Annotated in this window: 38 protein-coding genes; 2 read left to right on the top strand and 36 right to left on the bottom strand. The window is 47.4% G+C overall.

Annotation, left to right across the window (positions count from 1 at the left end):
• Window positions 1-42 precede the first annotated feature (42 nt).
• Entirely contained in the window at window positions 43-543 is a 501-nt protein-coding gene (locus Q4E64_RS02555) for a DUF1850 domain-containing protein (protein WP_303166097.1), read from the top strand.
• Entirely contained in the window at window positions 530-2,506 is a 1,977-nt protein-coding gene (locus tag Q4E64_RS02560) for a TRAP transporter permease (RefSeq protein ID WP_303166098.1), read from the top strand. The genes Q4E64_RS02555 and Q4E64_RS02560 overlap by 14 nt, the downstream gene beginning before the upstream one ends.
• A 301-nt stretch (window positions 2,507-2,807) precedes the next feature.
• Here the strand turns inward: Q4E64_RS02560 and rplQ are convergent, their stop codons facing one another.
• The 36 genes from rplQ to Q4E64_RS02740 all read right to left on the bottom strand — a co-directional run bounded on the left by rplQ (window position 2,808) and on the right by Q4E64_RS02740 (window position 23,586).
• Window positions 2,808-3,146, bottom strand: coding sequence for a 50S ribosomal protein L17 (gene rplQ / locus Q4E64_RS02565; RefSeq protein WP_303166099.1), 339 nt, complete (start codon window positions 3,144-3,146; stop codon window positions 2,808-2,810).
• A gap of 19 nt (window positions 3,147-3,165) precedes the next feature.
• Entirely contained in the window at window positions 3,166-4,128 is a 963-nt protein-coding gene (locus Q4E64_RS02570; RefSeq protein ID WP_303166100.1) for a DNA-directed RNA polymerase subunit alpha, read from the bottom strand.
• Between the two features lie 70 nt (window positions 4,129-4,198).
• Complete coding sequence (rpsD, locus tag Q4E64_RS02575; RefSeq protein ID WP_293728742.1) at window positions 4,199-4,792, bottom strand: 30S ribosomal protein S4; 594 nt, start codon at window positions 4,790-4,792, stop codon at window positions 4,199-4,201.
• A 16-nt stretch (window positions 4,793-4,808) separates the two neighbouring features.
• Window positions 4,809-5,201: a 30S ribosomal protein S11 gene (gene rpsK, locus Q4E64_RS02580; protein WP_293728741.1), complete on the bottom strand. Its 393-nt coding sequence runs from the start codon at window positions 5,199-5,201 to the stop codon at window positions 4,809-4,811.
• A 22-nt stretch (window positions 5,202-5,223) separates the two neighbouring features.
• Window positions 5,224-5,592 (bottom strand): 30S ribosomal protein S13, encoded by a 369-nt coding sequence (gene rpsM / locus Q4E64_RS02585; RefSeq protein WP_293728740.1) that lies wholly within the window; start codon window positions 5,590-5,592, stop codon window positions 5,224-5,226.
• Window positions 5,593-5,609: 17 nt separating this feature from the next.
• On the bottom strand, window positions 5,610-5,723 hold the full coding sequence (gene rpmJ, locus Q4E64_RS02590) for a 50S ribosomal protein L36 (RefSeq protein WP_004092858.1): 114 nt from the start codon (window positions 5,721-5,723) through the stop codon (window positions 5,610-5,612).
• 29 nt (window positions 5,724-5,752) lie between these two features.
• Window positions 5,753-5,971, bottom strand: a complete 219-nt coding sequence (infA, locus tag Q4E64_RS02595) for a translation initiation factor IF-1 (protein WP_009145407.1) — start codon at window positions 5,969-5,971, stop codon at window positions 5,753-5,755.
• A gap of 12 nt (window positions 5,972-5,983) precedes the next feature.
• A complete protein-coding gene (locus tag Q4E64_RS02600) occupies window positions 5,984-6,634 on the bottom strand; it encodes an adenylate kinase (protein WP_293728739.1) in 651 nt (216 codons plus the stop codon).
• Between the two features lie 12 nt (window positions 6,635-6,646).
• Complete coding sequence (gene secY / locus Q4E64_RS02605; protein ID WP_293728738.1) at window positions 6,647-7,903, bottom strand: preprotein translocase subunit SecY; 1,257 nt, start codon at window positions 7,901-7,903, stop codon at window positions 6,647-6,649.
• A 1-nt stretch (window position 7,904) separates the two neighbouring features.
• Window positions 7,905-8,345 carry a 50S ribosomal protein L15 gene (gene rplO, locus Q4E64_RS02610; protein WP_293728737.1) on the bottom strand — a complete coding sequence of 147 codons (441 nt, stop codon included), beginning with the start codon at window positions 8,343-8,345 and terminating at the stop codon, window positions 7,905-7,907.
• 20 nt (window positions 8,346-8,365) lie between these two features.
• Window positions 8,366-8,545, bottom strand: coding sequence for a 50S ribosomal protein L30 (gene rpmD / locus Q4E64_RS02615; protein WP_293728736.1), 180 nt, complete (start codon window positions 8,543-8,545; stop codon window positions 8,366-8,368).
• Between the two features lie 13 nt (window positions 8,546-8,558).
• Window positions 8,559-9,059: a 30S ribosomal protein S5 gene (gene rpsE / locus Q4E64_RS02620; protein ID WP_293728735.1), complete on the bottom strand. Its 501-nt coding sequence runs from the start codon at window positions 9,057-9,059 to the stop codon at window positions 8,559-8,561.
• A 17-nt stretch (window positions 9,060-9,076) separates the two neighbouring features.
• Entirely contained in the window at window positions 9,077-9,439 is a 363-nt protein-coding gene (rplR, locus tag Q4E64_RS02625) for a 50S ribosomal protein L18 (RefSeq protein ID WP_368501489.1), read from the bottom strand.
• A 25-nt stretch (window positions 9,440-9,464) separates the two neighbouring features.
• Window positions 9,465-10,013 (bottom strand): 50S ribosomal protein L6, encoded by a 549-nt coding sequence (rplF, locus tag Q4E64_RS02630; protein ID WP_303166103.1) that lies wholly within the window; start codon window positions 10,011-10,013, stop codon window positions 9,465-9,467.
• Between the two features lie 27 nt (window positions 10,014-10,040).
• Window positions 10,041-10,439 (bottom strand): 30S ribosomal protein S8, encoded by a 399-nt coding sequence (gene rpsH, locus Q4E64_RS02635; protein WP_293728732.1) that lies wholly within the window; start codon window positions 10,437-10,439, stop codon window positions 10,041-10,043.
• 31 nt (window positions 10,440-10,470) lie between these two features.
• Window positions 10,471-10,656 carry a type Z 30S ribosomal protein S14 gene (locus Q4E64_RS02640; protein WP_293728731.1) on the bottom strand — a complete coding sequence of 62 codons (186 nt, stop codon included), beginning with the start codon at window positions 10,654-10,656 and terminating at the stop codon, window positions 10,471-10,473.
• A 16-nt stretch (window positions 10,657-10,672) separates the two neighbouring features.
• Window positions 10,673-11,218: a 50S ribosomal protein L5 gene (gene rplE, locus Q4E64_RS02645; protein ID WP_293728730.1), complete on the bottom strand. Its 546-nt coding sequence runs from the start codon at window positions 11,216-11,218 to the stop codon at window positions 10,673-10,675.
• Window positions 11,219-11,245: 27 nt separating this feature from the next.
• Window positions 11,246-11,575, bottom strand: coding sequence for a 50S ribosomal protein L24 (gene rplX / locus Q4E64_RS02650; RefSeq protein ID WP_293728729.1), 330 nt, complete (start codon window positions 11,573-11,575; stop codon window positions 11,246-11,248).
• A gap of 37 nt (window positions 11,576-11,612) precedes the next feature.
• Entirely contained in the window at window positions 11,613-11,981 is a 369-nt protein-coding gene (rplN, locus tag Q4E64_RS02655; RefSeq protein WP_293728728.1) for a 50S ribosomal protein L14, read from the bottom strand.
• 39 nt (window positions 11,982-12,020) lie between these two features.
• Window positions 12,021-12,281, bottom strand: a complete 261-nt coding sequence (rpsQ, locus tag Q4E64_RS02660; protein WP_293728727.1) for a 30S ribosomal protein S17 — start codon at window positions 12,279-12,281, stop codon at window positions 12,021-12,023.
• Between the two features lie 32 nt (window positions 12,282-12,313).
• Entirely contained in the window at window positions 12,314-12,508 is a 195-nt protein-coding gene (gene rpmC, locus Q4E64_RS02665; RefSeq protein WP_009145393.1) for a 50S ribosomal protein L29, read from the bottom strand.
• Window positions 12,508-12,960 carry a 50S ribosomal protein L16 gene (gene rplP, locus Q4E64_RS02670; RefSeq protein WP_303166105.1) on the bottom strand — a complete coding sequence of 151 codons (453 nt, stop codon included), beginning with the start codon at window positions 12,958-12,960 and terminating at the stop codon, window positions 12,508-12,510. Before rplP ends, rpmC begins: the two co-directional genes overlap by 1 nt.
• A gap of 6 nt (window positions 12,961-12,966) precedes the next feature.
• The gene (rpsC, locus tag Q4E64_RS02675; RefSeq protein ID WP_293728725.1) at window positions 12,967-13,635 is read right to left on the bottom strand and encodes a 30S ribosomal protein S3; all 669 of its coding nucleotides are present in this window, start codon (window positions 13,633-13,635) and stop codon (window positions 12,967-12,969) included.
• Between the two features lie 27 nt (window positions 13,636-13,662).
• Window positions 13,663-13,995, bottom strand: a complete 333-nt coding sequence (gene rplV, locus Q4E64_RS02680; RefSeq protein WP_293728724.1) for a 50S ribosomal protein L22 — start codon at window positions 13,993-13,995, stop codon at window positions 13,663-13,665.
• A gap of 21 nt (window positions 13,996-14,016) precedes the next feature.
• Entirely contained in the window at window positions 14,017-14,292 is a 276-nt protein-coding gene (gene rpsS / locus Q4E64_RS02685) for a 30S ribosomal protein S19 (RefSeq protein ID WP_293728723.1), read from the bottom strand.
• Between the two features lie 31 nt (window positions 14,293-14,323).
• Window positions 14,324-15,154 (bottom strand): 50S ribosomal protein L2, encoded by an 831-nt coding sequence (gene rplB / locus Q4E64_RS02690; protein ID WP_303166107.1) that lies wholly within the window; start codon window positions 15,152-15,154, stop codon window positions 14,324-14,326.
• Window positions 15,155-15,181: 27 nt separating this feature from the next.
• Complete coding sequence (rplW, locus tag Q4E64_RS02695; RefSeq protein WP_303166109.1) at window positions 15,182-15,472, bottom strand: 50S ribosomal protein L23; 291 nt, start codon at window positions 15,470-15,472, stop codon at window positions 15,182-15,184.
• Entirely contained in the window at window positions 15,472-16,098 is a 627-nt protein-coding gene (rplD, locus tag Q4E64_RS02700; protein WP_303166110.1) for a 50S ribosomal protein L4, read from the bottom strand. The genes rplW and rplD overlap by 1 nt, the downstream gene beginning before the upstream one ends.
• A 29-nt stretch (window positions 16,099-16,127) precedes the next feature.
• Window positions 16,128-16,772, bottom strand: coding sequence for a 50S ribosomal protein L3 (gene rplC / locus Q4E64_RS02705; protein ID WP_293728719.1), 645 nt, complete (start codon window positions 16,770-16,772; stop codon window positions 16,128-16,130).
• Window positions 16,773-16,787: 15 nt separating this feature from the next.
• A complete protein-coding gene (gene rpsJ / locus Q4E64_RS02710) occupies window positions 16,788-17,099 on the bottom strand; it encodes a 30S ribosomal protein S10 (protein ID WP_277247731.1) in 312 nt (103 codons plus the stop codon).
• A 185-nt stretch (window positions 17,100-17,284) separates the two neighbouring features.
• Window positions 17,285-18,475, bottom strand: coding sequence for an elongation factor Tu (gene tuf, locus Q4E64_RS02715; RefSeq protein ID WP_303166111.1), 1,191 nt, complete (start codon window positions 18,473-18,475; stop codon window positions 17,285-17,287).
• A 36-nt stretch (window positions 18,476-18,511) separates the two neighbouring features.
• Entirely contained in the window at window positions 18,512-20,614 is a 2,103-nt protein-coding gene (gene fusA, locus Q4E64_RS02720; RefSeq protein ID WP_303166112.1) for an elongation factor G, read from the bottom strand.
• Window positions 20,615-20,649: 35 nt separating this feature from the next.
• Window positions 20,650-21,120 carry a 30S ribosomal protein S7 gene (rpsG, locus tag Q4E64_RS02725; RefSeq protein WP_009144757.1) on the bottom strand — a complete coding sequence of 157 codons (471 nt, stop codon included), beginning with the start codon at window positions 21,118-21,120 and terminating at the stop codon, window positions 20,650-20,652.
• A 46-nt stretch (window positions 21,121-21,166) separates the two neighbouring features.
• Window positions 21,167-21,547, bottom strand: coding sequence for a 30S ribosomal protein S12 (gene rpsL, locus Q4E64_RS02730; RefSeq protein WP_009144758.1), 381 nt, complete (start codon window positions 21,545-21,547; stop codon window positions 21,167-21,169).
• A 68-nt stretch (window positions 21,548-21,615) separates the two neighbouring features.
• The gene (locus Q4E64_RS02735; protein WP_303166113.1) at window positions 21,616-21,867 is read right to left on the bottom strand and encodes a ribosomal L7Ae/L30e/S12e/Gadd45 family protein; all 252 of its coding nucleotides are present in this window, start codon (window positions 21,865-21,867) and stop codon (window positions 21,616-21,618) included.
• 330 nt (window positions 21,868-22,197) lie between these two features.
• Entirely contained in the window at window positions 22,198-23,586 is a 1,389-nt protein-coding gene (locus tag Q4E64_RS02740) for a sodium:solute symporter family protein (RefSeq protein ID WP_303166114.1), read from the bottom strand.
• Between the last annotated feature and the right edge of the window lie 312 nt (window positions 23,587-23,898).

A 23,898-nucleotide genomic window follows, 5' to 3' on the forward strand; every position in this document is an offset into this window, starting at 1 on the left:
CATCAGTTTCTCAAGCAAACGAATTTCATTCCAGTGAAAAACATGTCAAAGAAGACATTAATAACAGTAATTTTACTGCTCAGTACTATTGCTGCCAGCCTTTTGGGCTGGCAGCAACTATATTCCAACAAAAAAGTCCTGCGTATTTATGATTATCAAACGGGCAAAGAGTATGTGCGCTATCCTGTAAAAACAGGCGACAAGCTGTTCTTCGGCTGGATTCATTCCTTAGAGCGCATCTCCTGGCACGAATATTATCATATCAACGCCGACAATACGCTGGAATTAGACGCTATTTCCTTTCCTGCCTTCGGCGCAGGCATTCCCGAAAACAAGGGCAAACGAACCCGTATAGAAAAAGGACGCATTTATATGGAGGAAATAGGTCAGCTTTTCCCTCAGTTTGTTTGGATTAATTCCAACATGTTCACGCGCGAAATCAAAATTAATGATGTTCTGGTAACCAGCGGACGTATCCTTCCTGAACATACCAGATTAGTTTTAGTTATTGAGAGAAGGGGTGTTTTCGATGACGGATATTAAAAAGAAGCCGGCGGACGAGCAGTTAAACTTTGAAGCCAGCGCCGAAATGCAAAAAAAATCCGACGAAATTATCAAAAAGCTGGACAAGGAATCTACGACCAGAAGCTTTTCCGGCGTCATGAAAAAGATTTTCTTCGTGCTTTGCCTGCTCGTTTCCCTGTACCATTTATACACCGCGACCTTTGGTCCGCCCTTAACGCTGATTCACCGTTCCATTCACGTATCCATGATGCTGGCGCTTACCTTCCTGATGTATCCCATGTGTAAAAAATCCAGCTTTACCACGCCGTCCATTATAGACTGGCTGTTAGTCGCGCTGTCCTTAGCGGCGCCCATCTATATTTCTACTAACTATTTAGGCGTAGTCGAAAGAGCCGGCAACGCCAATACGATGGACATGATCATGGCCACGCTGCTGGTAGTTCTCGTTTTGGAAGCCTCCAGACGTGTAAGCGGCAATGTATTATCTATTTTGAGCCTTATTTTTATTGGTTACGGTCTGTTCGGGCGCGAAATGCCGGGTATGTTCATGCACCGCGGCTACGACTGGCTCAGTCTTTCCAACCATTTCTTCGCCAACACCGAAGGCATTTACGGCACGTCCGTCAACGTAGCGGCCAGCTATATTTATCTGTTTATTCTGTTCGGCGCTGTCATGAGCAAATCCGGTATGGGACAGCTGTTCAACGACCTCGCGTTATCCCTGGCCGGTCATACTAAAGGCGGCCCGGCGAAGGTTTCCGTACTGGCTTCCGGTCTTTTAGGCTCCATCAACGGCTCCGCAGTAGCCAACGTCGTTACTACCGGCGCGTTCACCATCCCGCTGATGAAAAAAACCGGCTATTCCAAAGAATTTGCCGGCGCAGTAGAATCCGCAGCTTCTGTAGGCGGTCAGCTGCTTCCTCCCATCATGGGCGCGGCCGCTTTTATCATGGCGGAAATGCTGGGCGTAAAATATTCCAGCATTATTATTTGGGCGGCAATCCCAGCCTTACTTTATTATCTCGGCATTATCATTCAGGTACAGCTGCGCGCCTCCAAGGACGGCTTGGTCGGTCTCCCCAAAGAACAGCTGCCTTCCTTTAAAGCCGTTATCAATTCCCGCGGCCATCTTTTAATTCCCGTATTTTTCTTGCTCTACATGCTCTTCTTTTCCGGCACTACCGTCGTTTATTCGGCAGTACTGACCATCGTGCTGACGATTATCGTAGCGCAGCTGAAAAAAGAAACCCGCATGAGCTTTAACGATATGGTAACCGCTCTGGCCGACGGCGCTAAGCAAACCGTATCCGTAGCCGTAGCCTGCGCCTGCGTAGGCATTATCATCGGCGTCTGCTCCAAAACCGGCTTTGGCCTGACCATGGCCAACACCATCATTGCTTTGGGCGGCACCAGCATCCTCTTCACGCTGGTATTCACCATGATAACCTGCATGATCCTCGGCATGGGCCTGCCCTCCATTCCGGCTTACATCATCACCGCAGCTATCGCCGCTCCGGCACTGGCTAAGCTTGGTATCGCTCCGGCAGCAGCTCATATGTTCTCGTTCTATTACGCCATGTTTGCAAACCTGACTCCGCCTGTAGCGCTGGCTTCCTTTGCCGCAGCCGGCCTTTCCGGCGGCGATCCCATGAAGACCGGCTTCGCTTCCGTCAAGCTGGCCATCGCAGGCTTTATCGTTCCCTTTATGTTCGTCTTCTCGCCCCAGCTGATGCTTATCGACACCACTGTATTTGAAGGCGTCTGGACGGCAGCCTCCGCCTGCCTTGGCGTATTCCTGCTGGCCGTTGCAACGGAAGGCTATTTTCTGGCTCCGTTGGCATTGTGGCTGCGCGTTATCGTCCTAGCCGGCTCCCTGGGCCTGATGTATCCCGGTATCGTAACCGACGCCGTGGGCGTAACCGTTTGCGCAGTTCTCTACATGATCCAAAAGAAAAAGGAAAAATCCTTAAAGACAGCTTAACGCCGCCAGCTATTCAGCTACACGGCATAGTGCAAGCAATAAACCCCTTACCATTCTGATAAAAGTCAGAAGAGTAAGGGGTTTGCTTTTTTGCTAGTCTGGCGCTATACTATGCCATAGCATTCTTTTTAAAAGAATCAATGATATCAAAAATTTCTATTATCTGCGGCGTCTCAAACATCTCATACATCGAGGTACTGTCAAGAGTCTCCTTAGATTATAATTATATTGCATTATCAGCATAATAGCAAATACAAAAAGAAAAAGCAGGAACCGAAGTTCCTGCTTAAAACGCTCTGAATTAGATGAGCTCGATAATAGCCATTTCTGCAGCATCACCGCGACGGGGACCTACTCTGTAAATACGAGTAAAGCCGCCTTGTCTGCCTTCATATTTCGGAGCAATTTCTTCAAACAGTTTTTTGGTAACGGCTTCGTCAACCAGTACTGCCAAAACCTGACGGCGAGCATGCAGGTCGCCGCGTTTAGCCAAGGTGATCAGCTGAGCGGATTGCTTAGCTACTTCTTTAGCCTTGGTAATGGTGGTTTCGATTCTGCCATATTTGAAGAAGGAAGTTAAAATGCTGCGAAACAGAGCTTTACGGTTGCTGGAATTACGACCCAGTTTTCTGTATGCCATGTACTTCTGACCCCCTTAATTAGTCTTCATCACTTTTGCGTAAGGACAATCCCAGATCGCTAAGTTTCTTCTTAACTTCATCCAGGGACTTACGGCCCAAGTTACGAACTTTCATCATATCTTCTTCGGATTTCATGGTTAACTCTTCTACGGTATTGATACCGGCACGGCGCAGGCAGTTGTTGCTGCGCACGGACAGGTCAAGATCGTCGATAGACATTGCACCAGGACCCTCTTTTTTAGGTTCAGCACCTTCCGGTTCAGAACCGCCGGCTACGCTGATAGTAGGAGTATCGGTATCGCCGGTATGGAACAACTTGAGATAATCAATTAAGATGCCGGAAGCCATGTTTACAGCTTCATCAGGCATAACGCTGCCGTCAGTCCAAACTTCCAAAGTAAGCTTGTCATAGTTGGTAACATTGCCTACGCGGGTATCGTTAACAGCAAATTTTACTCTGGTAATGGGAGAGTAAATGGAGTCTACCGGAATAATTCCGATGGGCTGATCCGGCTGTTTATTCTTATCCGCAGGAACATAACCGAGGCCCTTATCAACATGGATTTCCATATTGAAAACTGCGTCCTTATCTAAAGTCGCAATATGCAGCTCAGGGTTCAAAATCTCTACATCGCTGTCAGCAATAATATTTGCCGCAGTAACTTCCTGCTCACCAGAGCATTCAATTCGCAGGACTTTTTCCTCTTCGCCTTCCATTTTCAGGCACAAAGCCTTAATGTTCAGAATGATGTCTGCGACATCCTCACGAACGCCAGGAATAGTAGCAAACTCGTGCAGAACTCCGTCAATTTTAACGTAAGTTACTGCGGCACCCGGCAGGGAGGACAGCAAAACGCGACGCAGGCTGTTGCCCAGCGTAATGCCATAGCCTCTCTCCAGCGGCTCCCAAACAAATTTGCCATAGCGACCATCTTCGCTGATCTCAGCTGTAACCATCTTAGGTTTTTCAATTTCAATCATTCGGAAAGCCTCCTTCTTTCGCGTATTACCACAATACGTCTCTCAGTGGGTGGCACAAGATGTTCACTAATTATTTAGAGTACAACTCAACGATGAGATGCTCTTCGATAGGAACATCAATTTCCTCACGAGTCGGGAAACGATCTACTTTACCGCTCAGATTAGCAGCGTCCAGAACCAGCCAAGCCGGAACTGCTTTAGTAGCCAGAGTCTCGTCCATGCCTTTGAAGTATTCTTTTGCACGGCTGTTTTCCATTACGCTTACAACATCGCCAGCTTTTACCAAAGCGGAAGGAATGTCCAGACGCTTGCCGTTAACGGCAATGTGGCCATGTCTTACGATTTGGCGAGCCTGACGGCGGGTGTTAGCCAAGCCCAGGCGGAAAACGATATTATCAATTCTTCTTTCCAAAAGGATCAGCAGGTTTTCACCGGTGATACCTTCCATCTTCTTAGCTTTATCATAGTAGCCGCGGAATTGTTTTTCCAGGACACCATAAATAAATTTAGCTTTTTGTTTTTCAGTTAACTGAATGCCATACTCGCTCTTTTTTCTGTTTTGGCGTTTAGCTTGGCGTTTAGATTCCTTGCTAATGCCCAGAAATGCGGGAGCTAAGCCCAAAGATCTGCATCTTTTCAGGACAGGCGTTCTATCAATTGCCATCTAGGTACACCTCCAATTATACTCTTCTGCGTTTCGGCGGACGGCAGCCATTATGCGGAATCGGAGTAACGTCTTTAATGGAGTTAACTTCGAGACCTGCAGCCTGAAGCGCACGGATAGCAGCTTCACGGCCAGCGCCAGGGCCTTTTACATATACTTCAACTTGTTTTAAGCCATGATCCATTGCAGCTTTAGTTGCTTCTTCAGCAGCCATTTGCGCAGCAAACGGAGTGCTCTTGCGGCTGCCGCGGAAACCGAGGCCACCTGCGGATGCCCAGCTCAAAACGTTACCTTCGGTATCAGAGATGGTAACAATAGTATTATTGAAAGTGGAGCGAATGTGTGCTACACCGTTAATTACGTTTTTGCTAACTTTCTTTTTGTTGCGAACAACTTTCTTGCCAGCCACTGGTTTATCCCTCCCTCGCTAATTATTTCTTCTTGCCTGCAATAGTACGTTTCGGACCTTTACGGGTGCGGGCATTGTTTTTAGTGTTTTGGCCGCGAACGGGCAGACCTGCACGATGTCTTCTGCCACGATAGGAACCAATTTCGATTAAGCGTTTGATGTTGAGGGATTCCTCACGGCGGAGGTCACCTTCTACTTTATAACCCTGATCCAGAGTTTCACGGATCTTGGCTACTTCATCCTCGGTCAGATCGCGAACGCGAGTGTCCGGGTTAATACCAGTTTTAGCTAAGATTTCACGAGAGAGAGTCAGGCCGATACCGTAAATATACGGCAGTGCATACTCAATGCGTTTATCTCTCGGCAAATCGACACCAGAAATACGTGCCATTAATGTGCACCTCCTTCTTAACCTTGTTTTTGTTTATGTTTCGGATTTTCGCAAATTACCATTACATGGCCTTTACGTTTAATGACTTTGCATTTTTCACATATTGGCTTAACAGACGGTCTTACTTTCATAATTTAAACCTCCTCTTTGCCTGTCTTGGTTATTTATACCGATAAGTAATTCTTCCACGATTGAGGTCGTACGGAGTAAGCTCCACGGTAACCTTATCACCAGGCAAAATCTTGATGAAGTTCATACGAATCTTACCGGATATATGTGCGAGAATGGTGTGACCGTTGACCAGTTGTACCTGGAACATAGCATTGGGAAGCGCTTCAAGAATTGTGCCTTCAACCTCAATTACATCCTGTTTGGACACAGCTTTACCTCCTTATTTGCTACATCCGAGACTAGCCTTAACGTCGGCATATACTTTGTCGATAGGCTGCAAGCCGTCGATATCCTTGAATAAGCCTTGTTTTTTGTAGTACTCGATTAACGGTTCAGTTTGTGCATGATATGCCTGTAAACGATTCTTAACGGTTGCTTCCTTATCGTCGTCACGCTGATAAAGATTACCGCCGCACTTATCGCATACATCGTCAACCTTGCTGGGATTAAAGCTTACGTGATAGGTAGCGCCGCAGGCTTTGCAGATGCGGCGGCCGGTAACGCGGCCAACCAGCTCGGAATCAGGAACAGCGATATTTACAACACCGGTCAATTTAATGCCCAGGTCTTTCAGGATCCCGTCCAGAGCAACTGCCTGCTCTTCAGTTCTCGGGAAGCCATCCAAAATAAAGCCATTTGCACATTCGGGTTTGGACAAGCCTTCGCGAACAATGCCAATGGTTACGACGTCGGGGACAAGGCCGCCGGCATCCATGTATCTTTTTGCCTCTTTACCAAGCTCAGTGCCTTGCTTTACAGCTGCACGGAACATGTCTCCAGTGGAGATATGAGGGATTTTAAATTCATCAATGAGTTTTTCTGCTTGAGTGCCTTTGCCGGCACCCGGAGGTCCCATTAAAAGAATATACATTCTGAATTCCTCCTATTTCATAAAGCCATGATAATGACGCATCAGTACCAGAGACTCTATTTGCTTCATAGTATCCAATGCAACGCCGACTACGATCAAAAGAGCAGTACCGCCGAAGTAAATACCATCAATGCGGGTTATCCAGCCGATAACGTGAGGCATCAGCGCAATTAATGAGAGGAAGATGGCGCCTGCCAGAGTTATTCTGGACATTACTCTGTCAAGATAATCTGTTGTAGGCTTACCGGGACGAAGTCCGGGAATAAAACCGCCGTTCTTTTTAATATTGTCCGACAAATCACCGATGTTCAGGCTGACAGCCGTATAGAAATAGGTGAAGAACAAAATCATCAGAACATAGAGAGTAGTTTGCAGCGGGCTGCCCCACTCAAACCACTTGCCCATGGTTTTAACCCAGGGAACGTCTACAAACTGGGCGATAGTTACCGGGAACATCAACACAGAAGAAGCGAAGATGATGGGAATTACGCCAGCCTGATTGACCTTTAAAGGTATATAGCTTGTATGACCGCCATATGCTTTTTTGCCTACAACACGCTTTGCATATTGAACGGGAATTTTGCGAATACCCTGGGAGATGATAATTACAAAAACTATCATAGCCAGAGCAATAGCCGCGAACAAAATTACGTTCAAGATGTTGACCGTGCCTGCTTGTAAATATTGGAAAATTATTTTTAAGCCGTCGGGCAGACGGGATACGATACCGGCAAAAATTATCAGAGAAATACCGTTGCCGACGCCGCGGGCAGTAATCTGCTCGCCGATCCACATAAGAAAGACAGTGCCTGCCGTAAGAGTTAAAGCGATCAGCAGAATCGACATGATTCCGGGGTTATTGATCGCCATCTTCAGGCCATAGGCCATACCGCAGGCCTGGATAAACGCCAAAGCCACCGTCAGCATACGGGTCAGCTTTGTCGTTTTCTTATAGCCTTCTTCGCCTTCCTTGGACCATTGCTCCAAGGTTGGTACAACCACCTTCAACAGCTGCAAAATAATTGAAGCATTGATGTATGGGGTAATACTCATAGCAAAAATTGAGAATTTGCTCAAGGCGCCGCCGCTGAACATATCCAAGAGGCCAAACAAATTGCCGCTGCGGAAAAGCTGTTCAATTACTGTAGCGTTAACGCCAGGAACAGGGATATGTGTTCCAGCCCTGAATACGATGAACATGGCGAGAGTAAATATAACTTTTTGCCTGAGTTCTGTAATTCTAAATATGTTTGCGAGGGCTGCTAACACTTTAGATCACCTCAATCTTACCGCCTGCTGCGATAATTTTCTCTTCAGCGGATTTGCTGAAGCCCATAGCTTGAACGGTAAGCTTTTTGGTTAATTCACCATTGCCGAGAATACGGATACCGTCGCGAATGTTTTTAACGATACCTTCTTCGATGAGCATTACAGGTTCAACAACGGTGCCGTCCTCAAAGCGATTGAGTACGGAAACGTTGATTTCAACATATTCCTTGCCAAATTTATTGTAGAAGCCGCGTTTCGGAAGACGCAGGTACAAAGGTCTTTGACCGCCTTCAAAACCAGGGCGCTTTACGCCGCCGGAACGGGATTTCTGACCCTTCTGGCCTTTACCGGAAGTTTTGCCCAGGCCGGAACCCAGGCCACGGCCTACGCGAACTGCTGCACGTTTAGAGCCAGGAGCGGGAGACAATTCATGTAATTTCATCTTCAGTACACCTCCTTGCCTTACGCTTCTTCAACTTTCACGAGATGTTCTACTTTATGAATCATGCCGCGAATAGTCGGAGTATCTTCTTTAACAACATTAGTATTGATTTTGCCTAAGCCCAGAGCTTTAACGGTTGCACGCTGATCTTTCGGGTAACCGATCAAGCTGCGGGTCAGAGTAATTTTAATTTGTGCCATGACAAAGTCCTCCTTAGCCCAACAATTCTTCTACGGTTTTACCACGCAGAGCTGCAACAGATTCAGCGCTCTTCAAAGCCTTCAGACCTTCAATGGTTGCACGAACCATATTGTTCGGGTTGGAAGAGCCCTGAGATTTAGTCAGAATATCACGAACGCCAGCCAGCTCCAGAACGGCACGAACAGGGCCGCCAGCGATAACGCCGGTACCTTCTCTAGCCGGTTTCAGGAATACGCGGCCTGCGCCGAATACGCCGATGATTTCATGAGGAATGGTAGTACCAACCAGCGGTACGCTAACCAGGCTTTTCTTAGCGTCTTCAACGCCCTTACGGATAGCTTCAGGAACCTCTGCAGCTTTACCCAGGCCCATGCCTACATGACCATTTTCATCACCTACAACAACAAGTGCAGCGAAGGAGAAACGACGTCCGCCTTTAACAACCTTAGCAACACGGTTGATGAAAACGACTCTTTCTTGTAATTCGTTTTCTTTATTTTCGAAGTTCGCCACTTTATTTCCTCCTTCTCTTAGAATACAAGGCCAGCTTCGCGGGCAGCTTCTGCCAGAGCAGCAACGCGGCCGTGGTACAGGTAACCGCCACGATCGAATACTACCTCTTTAACGCCTTTAGCCAGTGCCTTTTCAGCGATTGCTTTGCCTACGGCCTTAGCAGCTTCAATATTGCCGCCGTAGTTTTCTTTCAGATCTTTTTGAACGGTGTTAGCAGCAACGATGGTTTCGCCGGTTTCATCGTTAATAACCTGTGCGTAAATGTTGGACAGGGAACGATATACGTTCAGACGAGGTCTTTCTGCTGTACCGATAATATATCTACGAGAACGGAGATGACGTTTTTGACGTTTCTCGTTTTTATCAACTCTGTTAAGCAAGAGTTTCACTCCCTTCTTTTAGAAATTATTTCTTGCCTTTAGCGCCAGCTTTACCGATCTTACGACGAACATGTTCGCCTTCATAACGGATACCTTTACCTTTATAAGGCTCAGGCGGACGCAAAGTACGGATTTCAGCAGCAACTGCGCCTACGACTTCTTTGTCGGCACCGCTTACAACGATTTTGTTCGGAGCGGGAACCTCAAAAGTAATACCAGCAGGCGGCTCTTTAACAACCGGGTGAGAGAAACCCAGAGTGAAGTTGATGTTGTTGCCTTGTTTAGCAGCACGGTAACCTACGCCGTTGATTTCCAGGGTTTTGCTGAAGCCCTGGGTTACGCCTACGATCATGTTGTTGATCAGAGTGCGGGACAGGCCATGCAGAGAACGGTTCTCTTTTTCGTCGTTAGGACGCTCAACGGTGATAACACCATTGTCCATGGTCAGCTTCATGTTTTTATTGATTTGACGAGCCAGCTCGCCTTTAGGACCTTTAACGGTCACATGATTGTTTTCAATAGTAACTGTTACACCAGCGGGAACAGTAATTGGCATCTTACCAATTCTAGACACGTACGAGCACCTCCTATCTTTTTAGTATTACCATACGTATGCAAGAACTTCACCGCCCAAGCCTGCTTTGCGAGCAGCTTTGTCGGTCATCAAGCCTTGGGAAGTAGAAATCAATGCAATACCCAGACCTCCGAGGACTCTAGGCAGTTGGTCTTTTTGAGAATAAACTCTCAGACCGGGTTTGGAAATACGTTTAATACCGGAGATAACCTTCTCTTTATTGGCACCGTATTTCAGGCTGACTTTAATAACGTTTTGCTTATTGTCAGCGATAACTTCAAAATCTTTAATGAAACCTTCAGCCTTCAAAATTTCGGCAATAGCAACCTTAATTTTGCTGCCGGGGATTTCAACTCTATCGTGATGAACTGAATTTGCATTACGAATACGGGTAAGCATATCAGCAATCGGGTCAGTCATTACCATACTTAAATACCCTCCTTCCTTGTTGTCTATCTTACCAGCTTGCTTTAGTTACGCCCGGAATAGCGCCTTTGTAAGCATATTCACGGAAGCAGATACGGCAGAGGCCAAATTTACGCATATAGCCATGAGGTCTGCCGCATACTTTGCAGCGATTATATTGGCGAACTTCGTACTTAGGCTCGCCTTTCCATTTTTCAATCAGGGCTTTTTTAGCCACGGTATTCCCTCCTCACTTATGCGCCGAACGGCATTCCGAGGAGTTTGAGCAATTCTCTAGCTTCCTCGTCAGTCTTAGCGGTAGTTACAATGATGATATCCATGCCACGAACTTTATCGATCTTATCGTATTCGATTTCCGGGAAAATCAATTGTTCTTTCAGGCCCAGTGCGTAGTTACCACGGCCGTCGAAAGCAGTAGCGCTAACACCGCGGAAGTCACGTACGCGCGGAAGAGCGAGATTCATCAGTTTATCAAGGAAATAGTACATACGGTCGCCGCGCAGAGTAACCTTAGCGCCCAAAGGCATACCTTGACGTACTTTGAAAGCTGCGATGGACTTTTTAGCTTTGGTGATAACAGGTTTTTGACCTGCGATCTGAGTCATATCAGCAACTGCGGACTCCAGAGCTTTGCTGTTGCCAACTGCTTCGCCAACGCCCATATTGATGACAACTTTCTCAATTTTAGGGATTTCCATTACGTTTTTATATTGGAATTTGTCTTGCAGCCCTTTAACGACTTCGGACAAATATTTTTCTTGCAATCTGGTCTTTGCCATTCAGTTATTTCCTCCTTTCCCGGAAAATTATTTATCGATTACTTCACCGCATTTTTTGCAGGCTCTTACAAAAGCGCCGGCAACTTCGGTCTTTTTAATACGGGTAGCTTTTTTGCAAGCCGGACATACAACCATTACCTTGGAAGAAGCGATGGGAGCCTCTTTAGTAATGATACCGCCTTGAGGATTTGCCTGAGACGGTTTGGTATGACGTTTTACTTTATTTACGCCTTCAACAACCACTTTGGCTTTCTTAGGCAGAGCTTCAACGATCTTACCTTGCTTGCCTTTATCCTTACCGGACAGTACAAGAACGGTATCGCCTTTTTTAACATGCAGCTTTACAGCATTTGCCATGTCAAGAACACCTCCTTATAGTGCGTTATCTAATTTCTTACAGCACTTCCGGTGCCAGAGAAATGATTTTCATGAAGTCTTTTTCGCGGAGTTCGCGGGCAACAGGCCCAAAAATACGGGTGCCGCGCGGGCTCTTGTCTTCTTTGATTACAACTGCTGCGTTCTCGTCGAAGCGGATGTAGGAACCGTCTGCACGACGAACACCCTTTACGGAACGAACAACAACTGCTTTAACTACGTCGCCTTTTTTTACAACGCCACCGGGTGATGCATCTTTAACAGCACATACGATAACGTCACCGATATTAGCATATTTACGGTAAGAACCGCCTAATACACGGATACACATAACCTTCTTAGCGCCGGTGTTGTCACCAACATTAAGGATAGTTTGTTGTTGTATCATGGATTTCCCTCCCTTGCCGGTCTAAAGCATCGGCAAAAATTATTTTGCACGCTCTAAGATCTCAATAACGCGCCAGCATTTATCCTTGGACAGCGGACGGGTTTGCATAATTTGCACTACGTCGCCGATATGCGCTTCGTTATTTTCGTCATGAGCTTTAAATTTAATAGTATGTTGTACGCCTTTTTTGTACAGCGGATGCTGAACGAAACGTTCTACTGCAACTACTACAGTTTTCTGCATTTTATCGCTGACAACTTTACCAATACGGGTAACACGTGCGTTTCTTTCTTCGGTCACGACTGTTTCCTCCTTGTTATACTTCAAAACAGTTAAGCCTTGAGCTCGCGTTCACGCTGAATTGTTTTGATACGGGCAATGGATTTCTTTACGTCACGAATTTTCATCGGGTTTTCACATTGACCGGTTGCCATTTGAAAACGCAGATTGAAAAGTTCTTCTTTCAAATCTGCCAATTTGGTGTCTAACTCAGCAGCAGACAATTCACGAATTTCTGTTGTTTTCATTAAGCTTCACCACCCTTTTCTTGTGCGGCAGCTTCAGCTTCCTGTTGAGCCTTGGTCACAAATTTGCATTTGATCGGCAATTTGTGGCTAGCAAGACGCATTGCCTCTTTAGCAACCTCTTCGCTAACACCGTTCATTTCGAACAGTACACGGCCAGGTTTAACTACTGCTACCCAGTATTCCGGAGAACCTTTACCAGAACCCATACGAGTTTCAGCAGGTTTTGCCGTAATCGGTTTATCCGGGAAAATTTGAATCCAAACTTGACCGCCACGTTTGATGTAACGAGTCATGGCGATACGGGCGGCTTCAATCTGACGGTTAGTAACCCAAGCGGGCTCCAAAGCTACCAGACCATAATCGCCATGAGCGATCTTGTTACCGCGCATAGCGCGACCGGTCATACGACCTCTATGTTGTTTACGATGTTTAACTCTCTTCGGTAATAACATGTCTGATTATGCCTCCTTTGCCGGAGCAGTTTTAGCTGCTTCTTTGCTTTCAGGAAGAACTTCGCCTTTATAAATCCATACCTTTACGCCGATGCGGCCATAGGTGGTATGAGCTTCTGCAGTGCCGTAATCAATGTCAGCGCGCAGAGTATGCAGAGGAATGCTGCCTTCGCGATAGGATTCGCTGCGAGCGATTTCAGCGCCGCCCAGACGACCGCCGCAGGTAATTTTGATACCCTTAGCGCCCATACGCATAGTACGGCCAACGCATTGCTTCATTGCACGACGGAAAGCGATACGGCGTTCCAGCTGTGCTGCAATGTTCTCTGCAACCAAGGTTGCGTCCATATCCGGGGTTTTAACTTCTACGATATTGATGTCGATAGCGCTCTCAGTCATTTTTTTCAGGTCGGATTTCAGCAGTTCAATGTTGCTGCCTTGACGACCGATTACCATACCAGGTTTTGCAGTATGGATGGAAATGCGGGCTTTGTTGGAGGCGCGTTCGATTTCTACTTTAGAGATACCGGACAGGAATAATTTTTCTTTAATGAATTCACGGATTTTAATATCTTCTAACAGGTATTTCTCATAGTCTTTATCAGCGTACCATTTGGAATCCCAGCCTTTGATAACGCCAACGCGAAGACCATGCGGATTAACTTTTTGACCCACTATCTATTCCCTCCTTCTGACGGGATATTATTTTTCTTTAACAGCTACGGTAACGTGGCTAGAGCGTTTCAAAATTTTGAAAGCCTGTCCACGAGAACGAGGATGAATGCGTTTCATGGTCGGACCTTGATCTACAAAGCAGGAAGATACGATCAGGTTATCCACGTTCATGTCAAAGTTATGCTCTGCGTTTGCTACTGCGCTGCGCAGAACCTTTTCGATTACCTCAGAACCAACCTTCGGGGTGTATTTGAGGATAGCGAATGCTTCACCAACGGATTTGCCGCGGATCAGATTGATAACGATGCGCAGTTTGCGCGGAGCAATGCGAATATATTTAGCAACTGCTTGTGCTTCCATTCTTTAGTTCCTCCCTTCCCCTTATTTTAAACCGGTGGTCTTGTCTGCGTGACCCTTGTAAGTACGAGTAGGAGCAAATTCTCCTAATTTGTGGCCTACCATATCCTCGGTAATGAATACCGGAACATGTTTGCGTCCGTCATGAACCGCAATGGTGTGACCAACGAAAGACGGAATAATAGTAGAGCTGCGAGACCAGGTCTTTACAACTTTTTTATCATTAGCGGCATTAAGCGCGTCAATCTTTTTCAAAAGACTTGCATGGACAAAAGGTCCTTTTTTAACTGATCTGGACACTAGGTTAGCCTCCTTTCTTTATCCTGTTCTATTATTTGGTTCTACGTTTCAAAATTAACTTAGTAGAAGCTTTTTTCTCTTTGCGAGTACGGGTACCAAATGCACATTTACCCCAAGGAGTAACAGGACGCTTACGACCAACAGGGGAGTGGCCTTCGCCGCCGCCGTGCGGATGGTCGTTAGGATTCATTACAACGCCGCGGTTAGCAGGACGGATACCCAGCCAACGGCTGCGACCAGCTTTACCGATGCAGATGTTTTCAGCATCAATGTTACCAACCTGGCCGATGGTTGCACGGCAGTTGATATGTACTTTACGGATTTCGCCGGAGGGCAGACGCAGCAGAGCGTAGTCGCCTTCCTTAGCCATCAGTTGAGCGCTGGTACCAGCACTGCGAGCCATTTGGCCGCCTTTGCCGATCTTCATTTCCACATTGTGTACCATAGTACCCAGGGGAATGTTTTTCAGCGGCAGGCAGTTGCCGGTCTTGATGTCGGCGTCAGCGCCGCTTACTACAACGTCGCCAACCTTCAAATCCAGCGGAGCAATGATGTAGCGTTTTTCGCCGTCAACATAGTTGACCAGAGCGATGCGAGCGTTACGGTTAGGATCGTACTCAATGGTAGCAACCTTAGCGGGAATACCGTCTTTGTTGCGTTTGAAGTCAATGATACGATATTGTCTCTTATGGCCGCCGCCTTGGTGACGGACGGTCATCTTACCGGTATTGTTACGGCCAGCATGTTTAGCAAGTTTCTCAACAAGCGGGCGGTAAGGCTTGTCAGTCGTAATCTCTTCGAAGGCAGACACAGTAATAAAGCGTCTGGAAGGAGAATACGGATTAAAGCTTTTAATAGCCATTTAACTTGACCTCCTGTTATACGTTAATTACATTCCTTCGAAAAGGGGAATCGTATTGCCTTCAGCAAGCTTCACGATTGCTTTCTTATAATCGGAACGTTTGCCAACATATTTACCCACGCGTTTGGTTTTGCCCATAACGCGGATAGTGTTAACATTCACTACTTTTACGCCAAAAACTGCTTCAACAGCTTGACGAATTTCTACTTTGTTAGCTTCCAGCGGAACCTGGAAAGTGTATTTGTTCTCCTGCATCATTTGAGAAGTTTTTTCAGTGATGATGGGGCGAAGCAGTAAATCGCGAGGATTAGCAGCCATTATGCGAGCACCTCCTCAATTTTTTCTACAACATCTTTAGCAAGGAATACCTTGTTGCTGTTCAGGATATCAAAGCAGTTCAGACCCATGTTAGTGATGGTGGTTACTTTCGGCATATTGCGAGCAGAAAGAGCAACATTTTCGTTGGAACCATCGGTAATCAGCAGAGCCTTCTTGTCAGCAGCTTCAAAAGCTTTCAGCAGGGAAGCTACTTGTTTAGTTTTGGGAGCGTCGAAAGCCAAGCCTTCAACTACTACCAGTTCGCCAGCTGCAACTTTTGCAGACAGTGCGCAGCACAGAGCCAGACGACGGGCTTTGCGGGGCATTTTCTTTGCATAGCTGCGGGGTTGGGGACCAAAAGTGGTACCGCCACCTACCCATACAGGAGAACGGTTGGAGCCGCAACGAGCACGACCAGTGCCTTTTTGTTTCCAAGGCTTACGGCCGCCGCCACGAACAAGACCGCGGGTCTTGGTTGCGGAAGTACCTTGACGTTGATTTGCCAGCTGCATTACAACTGCTTGATGCACTACAGCTTCATTGAACTCAGCGCCAAATACGGAATCATTTAATTCTATTTCACCGGCAACTTCACCGGCCAGATTATATACTGATAACTTCGGCATTAGAAGCATCCTCCTTTCTTTCGCTTATCTTATTTTTTGTTGGGTTTTACAGTTTCTTTCAAAACTACGTAAGAACCAGCAGCGCCCGGAATAGCGCCTTTAACCAGAATAAGATTGCGTTCTACGTCGACCTTAACGATAGTCAGGCGTTGAACGGTTACATTTTGGTTGCCCATACGGCCAGGCAGCTTTTTGCCTTTAATTACGCGACCGCCAGGACCAGAATGCATGGGGCCCATAGAACCGGGTTCACGGTGAGATTTAGAACCATGTTTCATAGGTCCGCGAGAGAAATTGTGGCGCTTAATAGTGCCTGCAAAGCCTTTGCCGCGGGAAACGCCGCTTGCATCGATCAATTCGCCGTCAGCGAAAATGTCAGCGGTAACTTTTTGACCGATTGTATATTCAGAAGGAGCAGACAAACGCAATTCTCTGACAAACTTAACAGGCGCAACGCCAGCTTTGTCAAAATGGCCTTTCATCGGTTTGGTGGTATGTTTTTCTTTAATTTCACCAAAACCAAGTTGAACAGCATTATAACCGTCTGTTTCTTCGGTTTTGTTTTGAAGTACAACGCAGGGACCTGCTTCTACAACAGTCACAGGAATCAGTCGTCCGTCAGCTTCAAAAATTTGGGTCATGCCCAGTTTTTTGCCTAAGATACCTTTAGCCATTATTGCACCTCCTCCTTACAGTTTAATTTCGATATCTACGCCAGCGGGAAGATCCAAACGCATCAAAGCGTCAACGGTCTTAGCGGTGGGTTCCAGAATGTCTACAAGTCTTTTGTGAGTACGCATTTCAAATTGCTCACGGGAATCTTTGTTTACATGCGGGGAACGCAGAATAGTGTAAATATTTTTTTCAGTAGGAAGGGGAATCGGACCGGAAACCTGAGCACCGGTACGTTTTGCAGTTTCTACAATCTTGGTAGCACTTTGATCCAGTGCTTTGTGGTCATACGCTTTCAGGCGTATTCTAATCTTTTGAGACTTAGCCATTAAAAAATATCCTCCTAAATCGCCCAGTTTCTATGAACGGACATACTCCGTGAAAATCTCCCTGTCTAACAGGCAAGCAACCTTTCACATCATCGCAGGGCCATACCAACAAACATAAGAATATGAGGGGGTCCTTTTAGCCCCCCTCATACCAGGGATCTAACTAAAATAAATTACTTGGTAAATTATACTTCTTCTACTTCGGAAACAACGCCGGCGCCAACGGTACGACCGCCTTCACGGATAGCGAAACGCAGGCCTTTTTCGATGGCGATCGGAGTGATCAGCTCTACTTCCATGGTTACGTTATCGCCAGGCATTACCATCTCTACGCCTTCCGGCAGCTCGGTTACGCCGGTTACGTCGGTAGTACGGAAATAGAATTGCGGACGGTAGCCGTTGAAGAACGGAGTATGACGGCCGCCTTCTTCTTTGGTCAGTACATATACTTCGCCTTTGAATTTGGTGTGCGGATGGATGCTGCCCGGTTTTGCCAGTACCTGGCCGCGCTCGATTTCCTTACGGTCCACGCCGCGCAGCAGGCAGCCGATGTTATCGCCGGCTACTGCTTCGTCCAACAGTTTGCGGAACATTTCTACGCCGGTTACTACGGTGGACTTCTTCTCGTCCTTCATGCCGACGATTTCTACGGTGTCGCCTACTTTTACGGTACCGCGCTCTACACGACCGGTTGCTACGGTGCCGCGACCGGTGATGGTGAATACGTCCTCGACGGGCATCAGGAACGGTTTGTCGGTTGCGCGCTCAGGCAGCGGAATGTAGCTGTCTACTGCGTCCATCAGTTCCATAATCTTTGCTTCGTATTTCGGGTCGCCTTCCAAAGCTTTCAGTGCGGAACCTGCTACTACAGGAATGTCGTCGCCGGGGAAGTCATAGGAGCTCAGCAGTTCGCGAACTTCCATTTCTACCAGTTCCAGCAGCTCTTCGTCGTCTACCATATCTACTTTGTTCAGGAATACTACCATTGCAGGTACGCCTACCTGGCGGGCCAGCAGGATGTGCTCACGGGTCTGGGGCATCGGGCCGTCGGCAGCGGATACTACCAGGATAGCGCCGTCCATCTGAGCTGCGCCGGTGATCATGTTCTTTACATAGTCGGCATGGCCCGGGCAGTCAACGTGTGCATAGTGGCGGGTTGCGGTTTCATATTCAACGTGTGCGGTGTTGATGGTGATGCCGCGCTCGCGCTCTTCCGGAGCCTTATCGATCATGGAATAGTCCATGAATTCTGCGCCGCCGCGTGCTGCCAGTACTTTGGTGATGGCTGCGGTCAGGGTGGTCTTGCCATGGTCAACGTGACCGATGGTGCCGATATTCAGATGCGGTTTAGTTCTTTCATATTTAGCTTTTGCCATTGTGAATTTCCTCCTTAGGTTTTGTTAAAACTAGGCTTAGTTAGTGCCTTTGTTTTTAGCAATGATTGCTTCAGCAATGTTTCTAGGTACGTCTTCGTAATGGTCTACTTCCATAGAGTAGTTGCCGCGGCCCTGGGTCTTGCTGCGCAGGTCGGTTGCATAGCCGAACATTTCAGCCAGCGGAACAAATGCGCTGATAACCTGAGCGCCGTTACGAGCTTCCATACCGTCGATACGACCACGGCGAGAGTTGATGTCGCCGATTACGTCGCCCATGTATTCTTCAGGAACGGTAACTTCGACTTTCATGTAAGGTTCGAGGATAACCGGATTTGCTTTTTCAGCGCCGGCTCTGAAGCCCATGGAACCAGCAATCTTGAAGGCCATTTCAGAAGAGTCGACTTCATGGTAAGAACCATCATATACAGCAACGGCGATGTCAACCATCGGATAACCGGCAACTACGCCGTTTTCCATAGCTTCCTTAACGCCTGCTTCGATAGGAGCGATATATTCCTTAGGAATAGCGCCGCCGACAACCTTGTTTTCGAACAGGAAGCCTTCGCCAGGTTCGCGCGGAGTAATCTCCAGCCAGCAGTGACCGTATTGGCCTTTACCGCCGGACTGACGAACGAACTTGCCTTCGGATTTAACGGCTTTGCGAATGGTTTCACGATAAGCAACCTGCGGATTACCAACAGTACAGCCTACTTTGAATTCGCGCAGCAGACGGTCAACAATGATGTCCAGGTGCAGCTCGCCCATACCGGAAATAATGGTCTGGGAGGTTTCCGGATCAGTGTGAACGCGGAAGGTCGGATCTTCTTCTGCCAGTTTTTGCAGGGCAATGCCCATCTTTTCCTGGTCAGCTTTAGTTTTAGGTTCAACTGCAACAGAGATTACAGGATCGGGGAATACCATGGATTCCAGAATGATCTCGTTTTTCTCATCGCAGAGGGTATCACCAGTGGTGGTGTCTTTTAAGCCTACAGCAGCTGCGATATCACCGGAATAAACCTGTTCGATTTCTTCACGGTGGTTAGCGTGCATTTGCAGGATACGGCCGATACGCTCGCGTTTGCCCTTAGTGGAGTTGTATACATAAGAGCCAGCGGTCAGGGTACCGGAATATACACGGAAGAATGCCAGCTTACCAACGAAGGGGTCGGTAGCAATCTTGAAGGCCAGTGCGGAGAACGGAGCCTCGTCGCTGGACGGGCGCTCGTCTTCTTCGCCGGTGTCAGGATTTACGCCTTTGATATTCGGAATATCGGTAGGAGCGGGCATGAATTGAACTACTGCATCCAGCAGAGGCTGTACGCCTTTGTTCTTATAGGAAGAACCACAGCATACGGGGGTCATGTTGCAAGCGATGGTTTGCTTACGGATACCGGCGATCAGTTCCTCCTCCGTCAGCTCTTCGCCTTCCAGATATTTCATCATCAGTTCGTCGTCGCCCTCGGCAACCGCCTCAACTAAAGCTGCACGGTACTCTTCGGCTTTTTCCTTCATGTCTTCCGGAATATCAACGAACTCTTCTTCCTTGCCCAGCGCATCGTCATAAACGATAGCTCTCATTTTAATCAGGTCTACCATGCCCTGGAAGGTATCTTCAAAGCCGATAGGCAGCTGAATGGGAACTGCGTTGGCGTTCAGGCGGGTTTTCATCATATCGATTACGCGATAGAAGTCAGCGCCGGTAATATCCATTTTGTTTACATACGCCATACGGGGTACATGATACTTGTCAGCCTGACGCCATACGGTTTCAGACTGAGGCTCAACGCCGCCCTTAGCGCAGAAAACTGCAACGGAACCATCGAGTACACGCAGGGAACGCTCAACCTCTACAGTGAAGTCAACGTGGCCCGGAGTGTCGATGATGTTAATGCGGTGCTTGTCGAATTGATGCTCAGAACCTTGCCAGTAGCAGGTGGTAGCAGCAGAAGTAATGGTTATACCACGTTCTTGCTCCTGAACCATCCAGTCCATAGTAGCGGCGCCTTCATGAACTTCGCCGATTTTATGGGTTTTGCCGGTATAGAACAGGATACGTTCGGTGGTAGTCGTTTTACCGGCGTCGATGTGAGCCATGATGCCGATATTTCTAGTTCTCTCAAGCGGTATTAATCTGCCCACTTCTAAATCCTCCTCAAAACAAATGAGTCAGGCCATTACCAGCGGTAATGAGCAAATGCTTTGTTTGCTTCTGCCATTTTGTGGGTATCTTCGCGTTTCTTAACGGCTGCACCAGTGCCATTGGATGCATCCATGATTTCACCGGCAACGCGCTCGTACATGGTTCTTTCGCCACGCAGACGAGAATAGTTTACCAGCCAGCGAATACCCAGAGTGGTTTTACGGTCAGCACGGACTTCCACCGGAACCTGATAGTTGGCGCCGCCAACACGGCGAGCACGAACTTCCAGCAGCGGCATTACGTTCTGCATAGCAGCGTCGAATACTTCCAAAGGATCCTTGCCGGTTTTTGCACGAACCAGGTCGAATGCATCGTATACGATACGCTCAGCAACGCCTTTTTTGCCGTCGAGCATAATTTTATTAATAAATCTAGTTAAAAGCTTAGAACCGTACACCGGATCCGGCAGTACGTCTCTTTTAGTTACAGGGCCTTTTCTCGGCATGTGTTTCCCTCCTTAGGATTAAATCATTCTTAATGTTTTCTTGAAATTATTTCTTTGCTTTAGCACGTTTTGCACCGTACTTAGAGCGAGATTGGTTGCGGTTAGCAACGCCTGCAGTATCAAGAGCACCGCGAATGATATGGTAACGCACACCAGGAAGGTCCTTAACTCTTCCGCCTCTGATCAGAACAACACTGTGTTCCTGAAGATTATGGCCGATACCCGGAATATAAGCAGTAACCTCGATGCCGTTGGTCAAACGTACACGAGCTACTTTACGAAGTGCAGAGTTAGGTTTCTTCGGGGTAGTGGTGTAAACACGGGTGCATACGCCACGTTTTTGCGGGCATTCTTTCAATGCCGGAGCAGTAGATTTGCTTTTCAGAACTTCTCTGCCTTTGCGTACCAGTTGGTTAATTGTAGGCATATCGGCACCTCCTTTCCAAACAATTAGATTTTAATGATTATAAAAACTCGGCTTGCGCCAAGCCCTTATCAAGCTTTGAGTATTGCAGCAGCCGCAGCCTTGACGTTAATGCCGCACGCCCGTCCGATATCCACCATGCTTTCCGTCGTAACGGCAGGCACGTTGTTTTCCCGGCACAGCGCGAGCAATTTCCCGGTAACGCGCTCGTCCGCATCAACAGCAATGTAGACCAGCTCCGCCGCTTGTCTTGCCACAGCCTTTTCCGTCTGCTTTACGCCGACAGTCCGCTGCTCAGCTTGCTTTAAAGCCTCAAGCGTCATCAGGTTACCTCCTTCATAGAGCGCATAGCTCACCCGCGATACTGATATATTGTAACATCTTAAACAAAGCGTGTCAACACTTTTTGCTAAAAAACTTAGGATTTTTAAGTGCGTTTTTTGCCCTGTTAATGGGCGTCTTTCTTTCCACGTTTCCTAGTGTTTCATTATGCGTGCCACGAACATTTGCGAAAACTAAAAGACATGTTCCCGTATCAAAATTATAACGCTGCTTCACTGTATTTCACAGTTTTTTTACAAAAAAAAGAGCTGTCACATTAGACGCTTTATTTTCGTCAATGCTACAGCTCCTTAGCTTTACAAAATATTTTATTAAGCCTGCTTTTTAGCCGGGCTGATAAGAGCAACCAGAACGTAAGCGGCAATGCACACCAACCACTCCATATAAATGACGTTCGGGAAAACGCGTACTGCCGGAGTAAGCTGCCACAAAACTAGCAGCACCAAGCCTGCCAGCAGCGTCCAAAAGCCTGCGGCTTTAGAAGTGTATTTGGGCATAAACAGCGCCACGATAACAATAACGCTGAAGGCCGCAGTCAAAGATAGGCCAATCATAATCGTGCCCAAAATACTGGAAACGCTCATAGCCAGCCCCAGCGTCAAAATACCGCTAATCATAACGCACAGGCGAGTCATAAGCAACTGCCGGGAATCGTCGCAGGACGGATTGATAAAACGCTTGTAAATGTCACTGGAAAACAGTGTGCCTGCGCTCAGCAGTAAATTGCAGGCCGTCGACACATCTGCCGCCCACAAAGCCGCCAGCGTAATACCGGCCAACACCGGCTGCAAGCCTACGATAACCTGCGGTAAAGCCAACGCAGCCTGCGCGTCAGGATACATAGCTTTAGCTACAATTCCCAGAAAAGCGGCCAGCACACCTACCGGCAGCATCAAAATGCCGCCCCAGACAAAGCCCTTTTTAGCCGTTGCCGCATCCTTAGCACCCAAAGAAATTTGCAGAATGCTCTGCAGGGAAAGATTTACCGTAATCAGCGTAACCACCCAGCTGGTAATCGTCACAGGGCCTACGCCGTCGATAAAGCTGAACCAGGGCACATTGGTCGGCAGCGCCGCAGCCAAATGCTCCATAGTGCCGATTTTGTTAAACTGAATTACCGTAGCGGCCAAAATACCAGCGTAAATCAGAATGATGTTCAGCACATTGGAAAGAGAAGCTGACCACATGCCGCCGATAAAGGTAATACCGATAAAAGTAATAGCGCTGACAATCATGCCTGTTTTGAAATCAAAAATATCGGGCAGAATAGCGTGCAGGATACTGCCGCCGGCAATATACTGCAAGGAAATAATAACCAGCTGAATAACAATCTGGCAGAACACGCCTAAGATTACCGCGCCGGTACTGTGATGGCGTTCGATAAGCTCGGTAATCGTCGTGATATTCTGCTCGCGGTATTTTTTTGCCATAAACAAGCCCATAACAATAGCGCCCAAGGCCCAGGCAATAGTATACCAGCCCGCGCTCAGGCCTACGCGGAAGGCATGCTCCGAAACGCCTATGGTAGAAGCGCCGCCCACGGCCAAGCCGATAATGGTTACGCAAATCAGCGGCGCTGACAGCTTACGTCCGGCCAGAGCAAAATTCTCATTGTTGCCCTCGCTGCGTTTCTTAGCGAACCAGGAAATGCCGAACAGAGCAGCAATATACAATATTAAAATAACTAGGGAAACGGGCACAAAAAATCCTCCTTCAAAATATATACGACTGTCAAAAAATACAACGCCCATACTGACGGGCACCTCTGTGCCGTCCTATATGGGCCTGATCGTGCAGCCTTTAACAGCATATATGCAACAGACATTTGTATTCATTATTATGCGCCCGCATCGTTTATACTAACAATCATCCCCATGAAAGCCCCATATAAACCTCTTGATGCTCACTGCATAGCAATAATACAGACATTAGCTAAATTATAGGCTATCGCTAAAAATTCGTCAATAAATTTTCACAAGAAAGCATTGACAAAATAAAAATAGCCTCATACT

This window comes from Phascolarctobacterium sp. (assembly GCF_030531065.1).
GTDB lineage: Bacteria > Bacillota > Negativicutes > Acidaminococcales > Acidaminococcaceae > Phascolarctobacterium_A.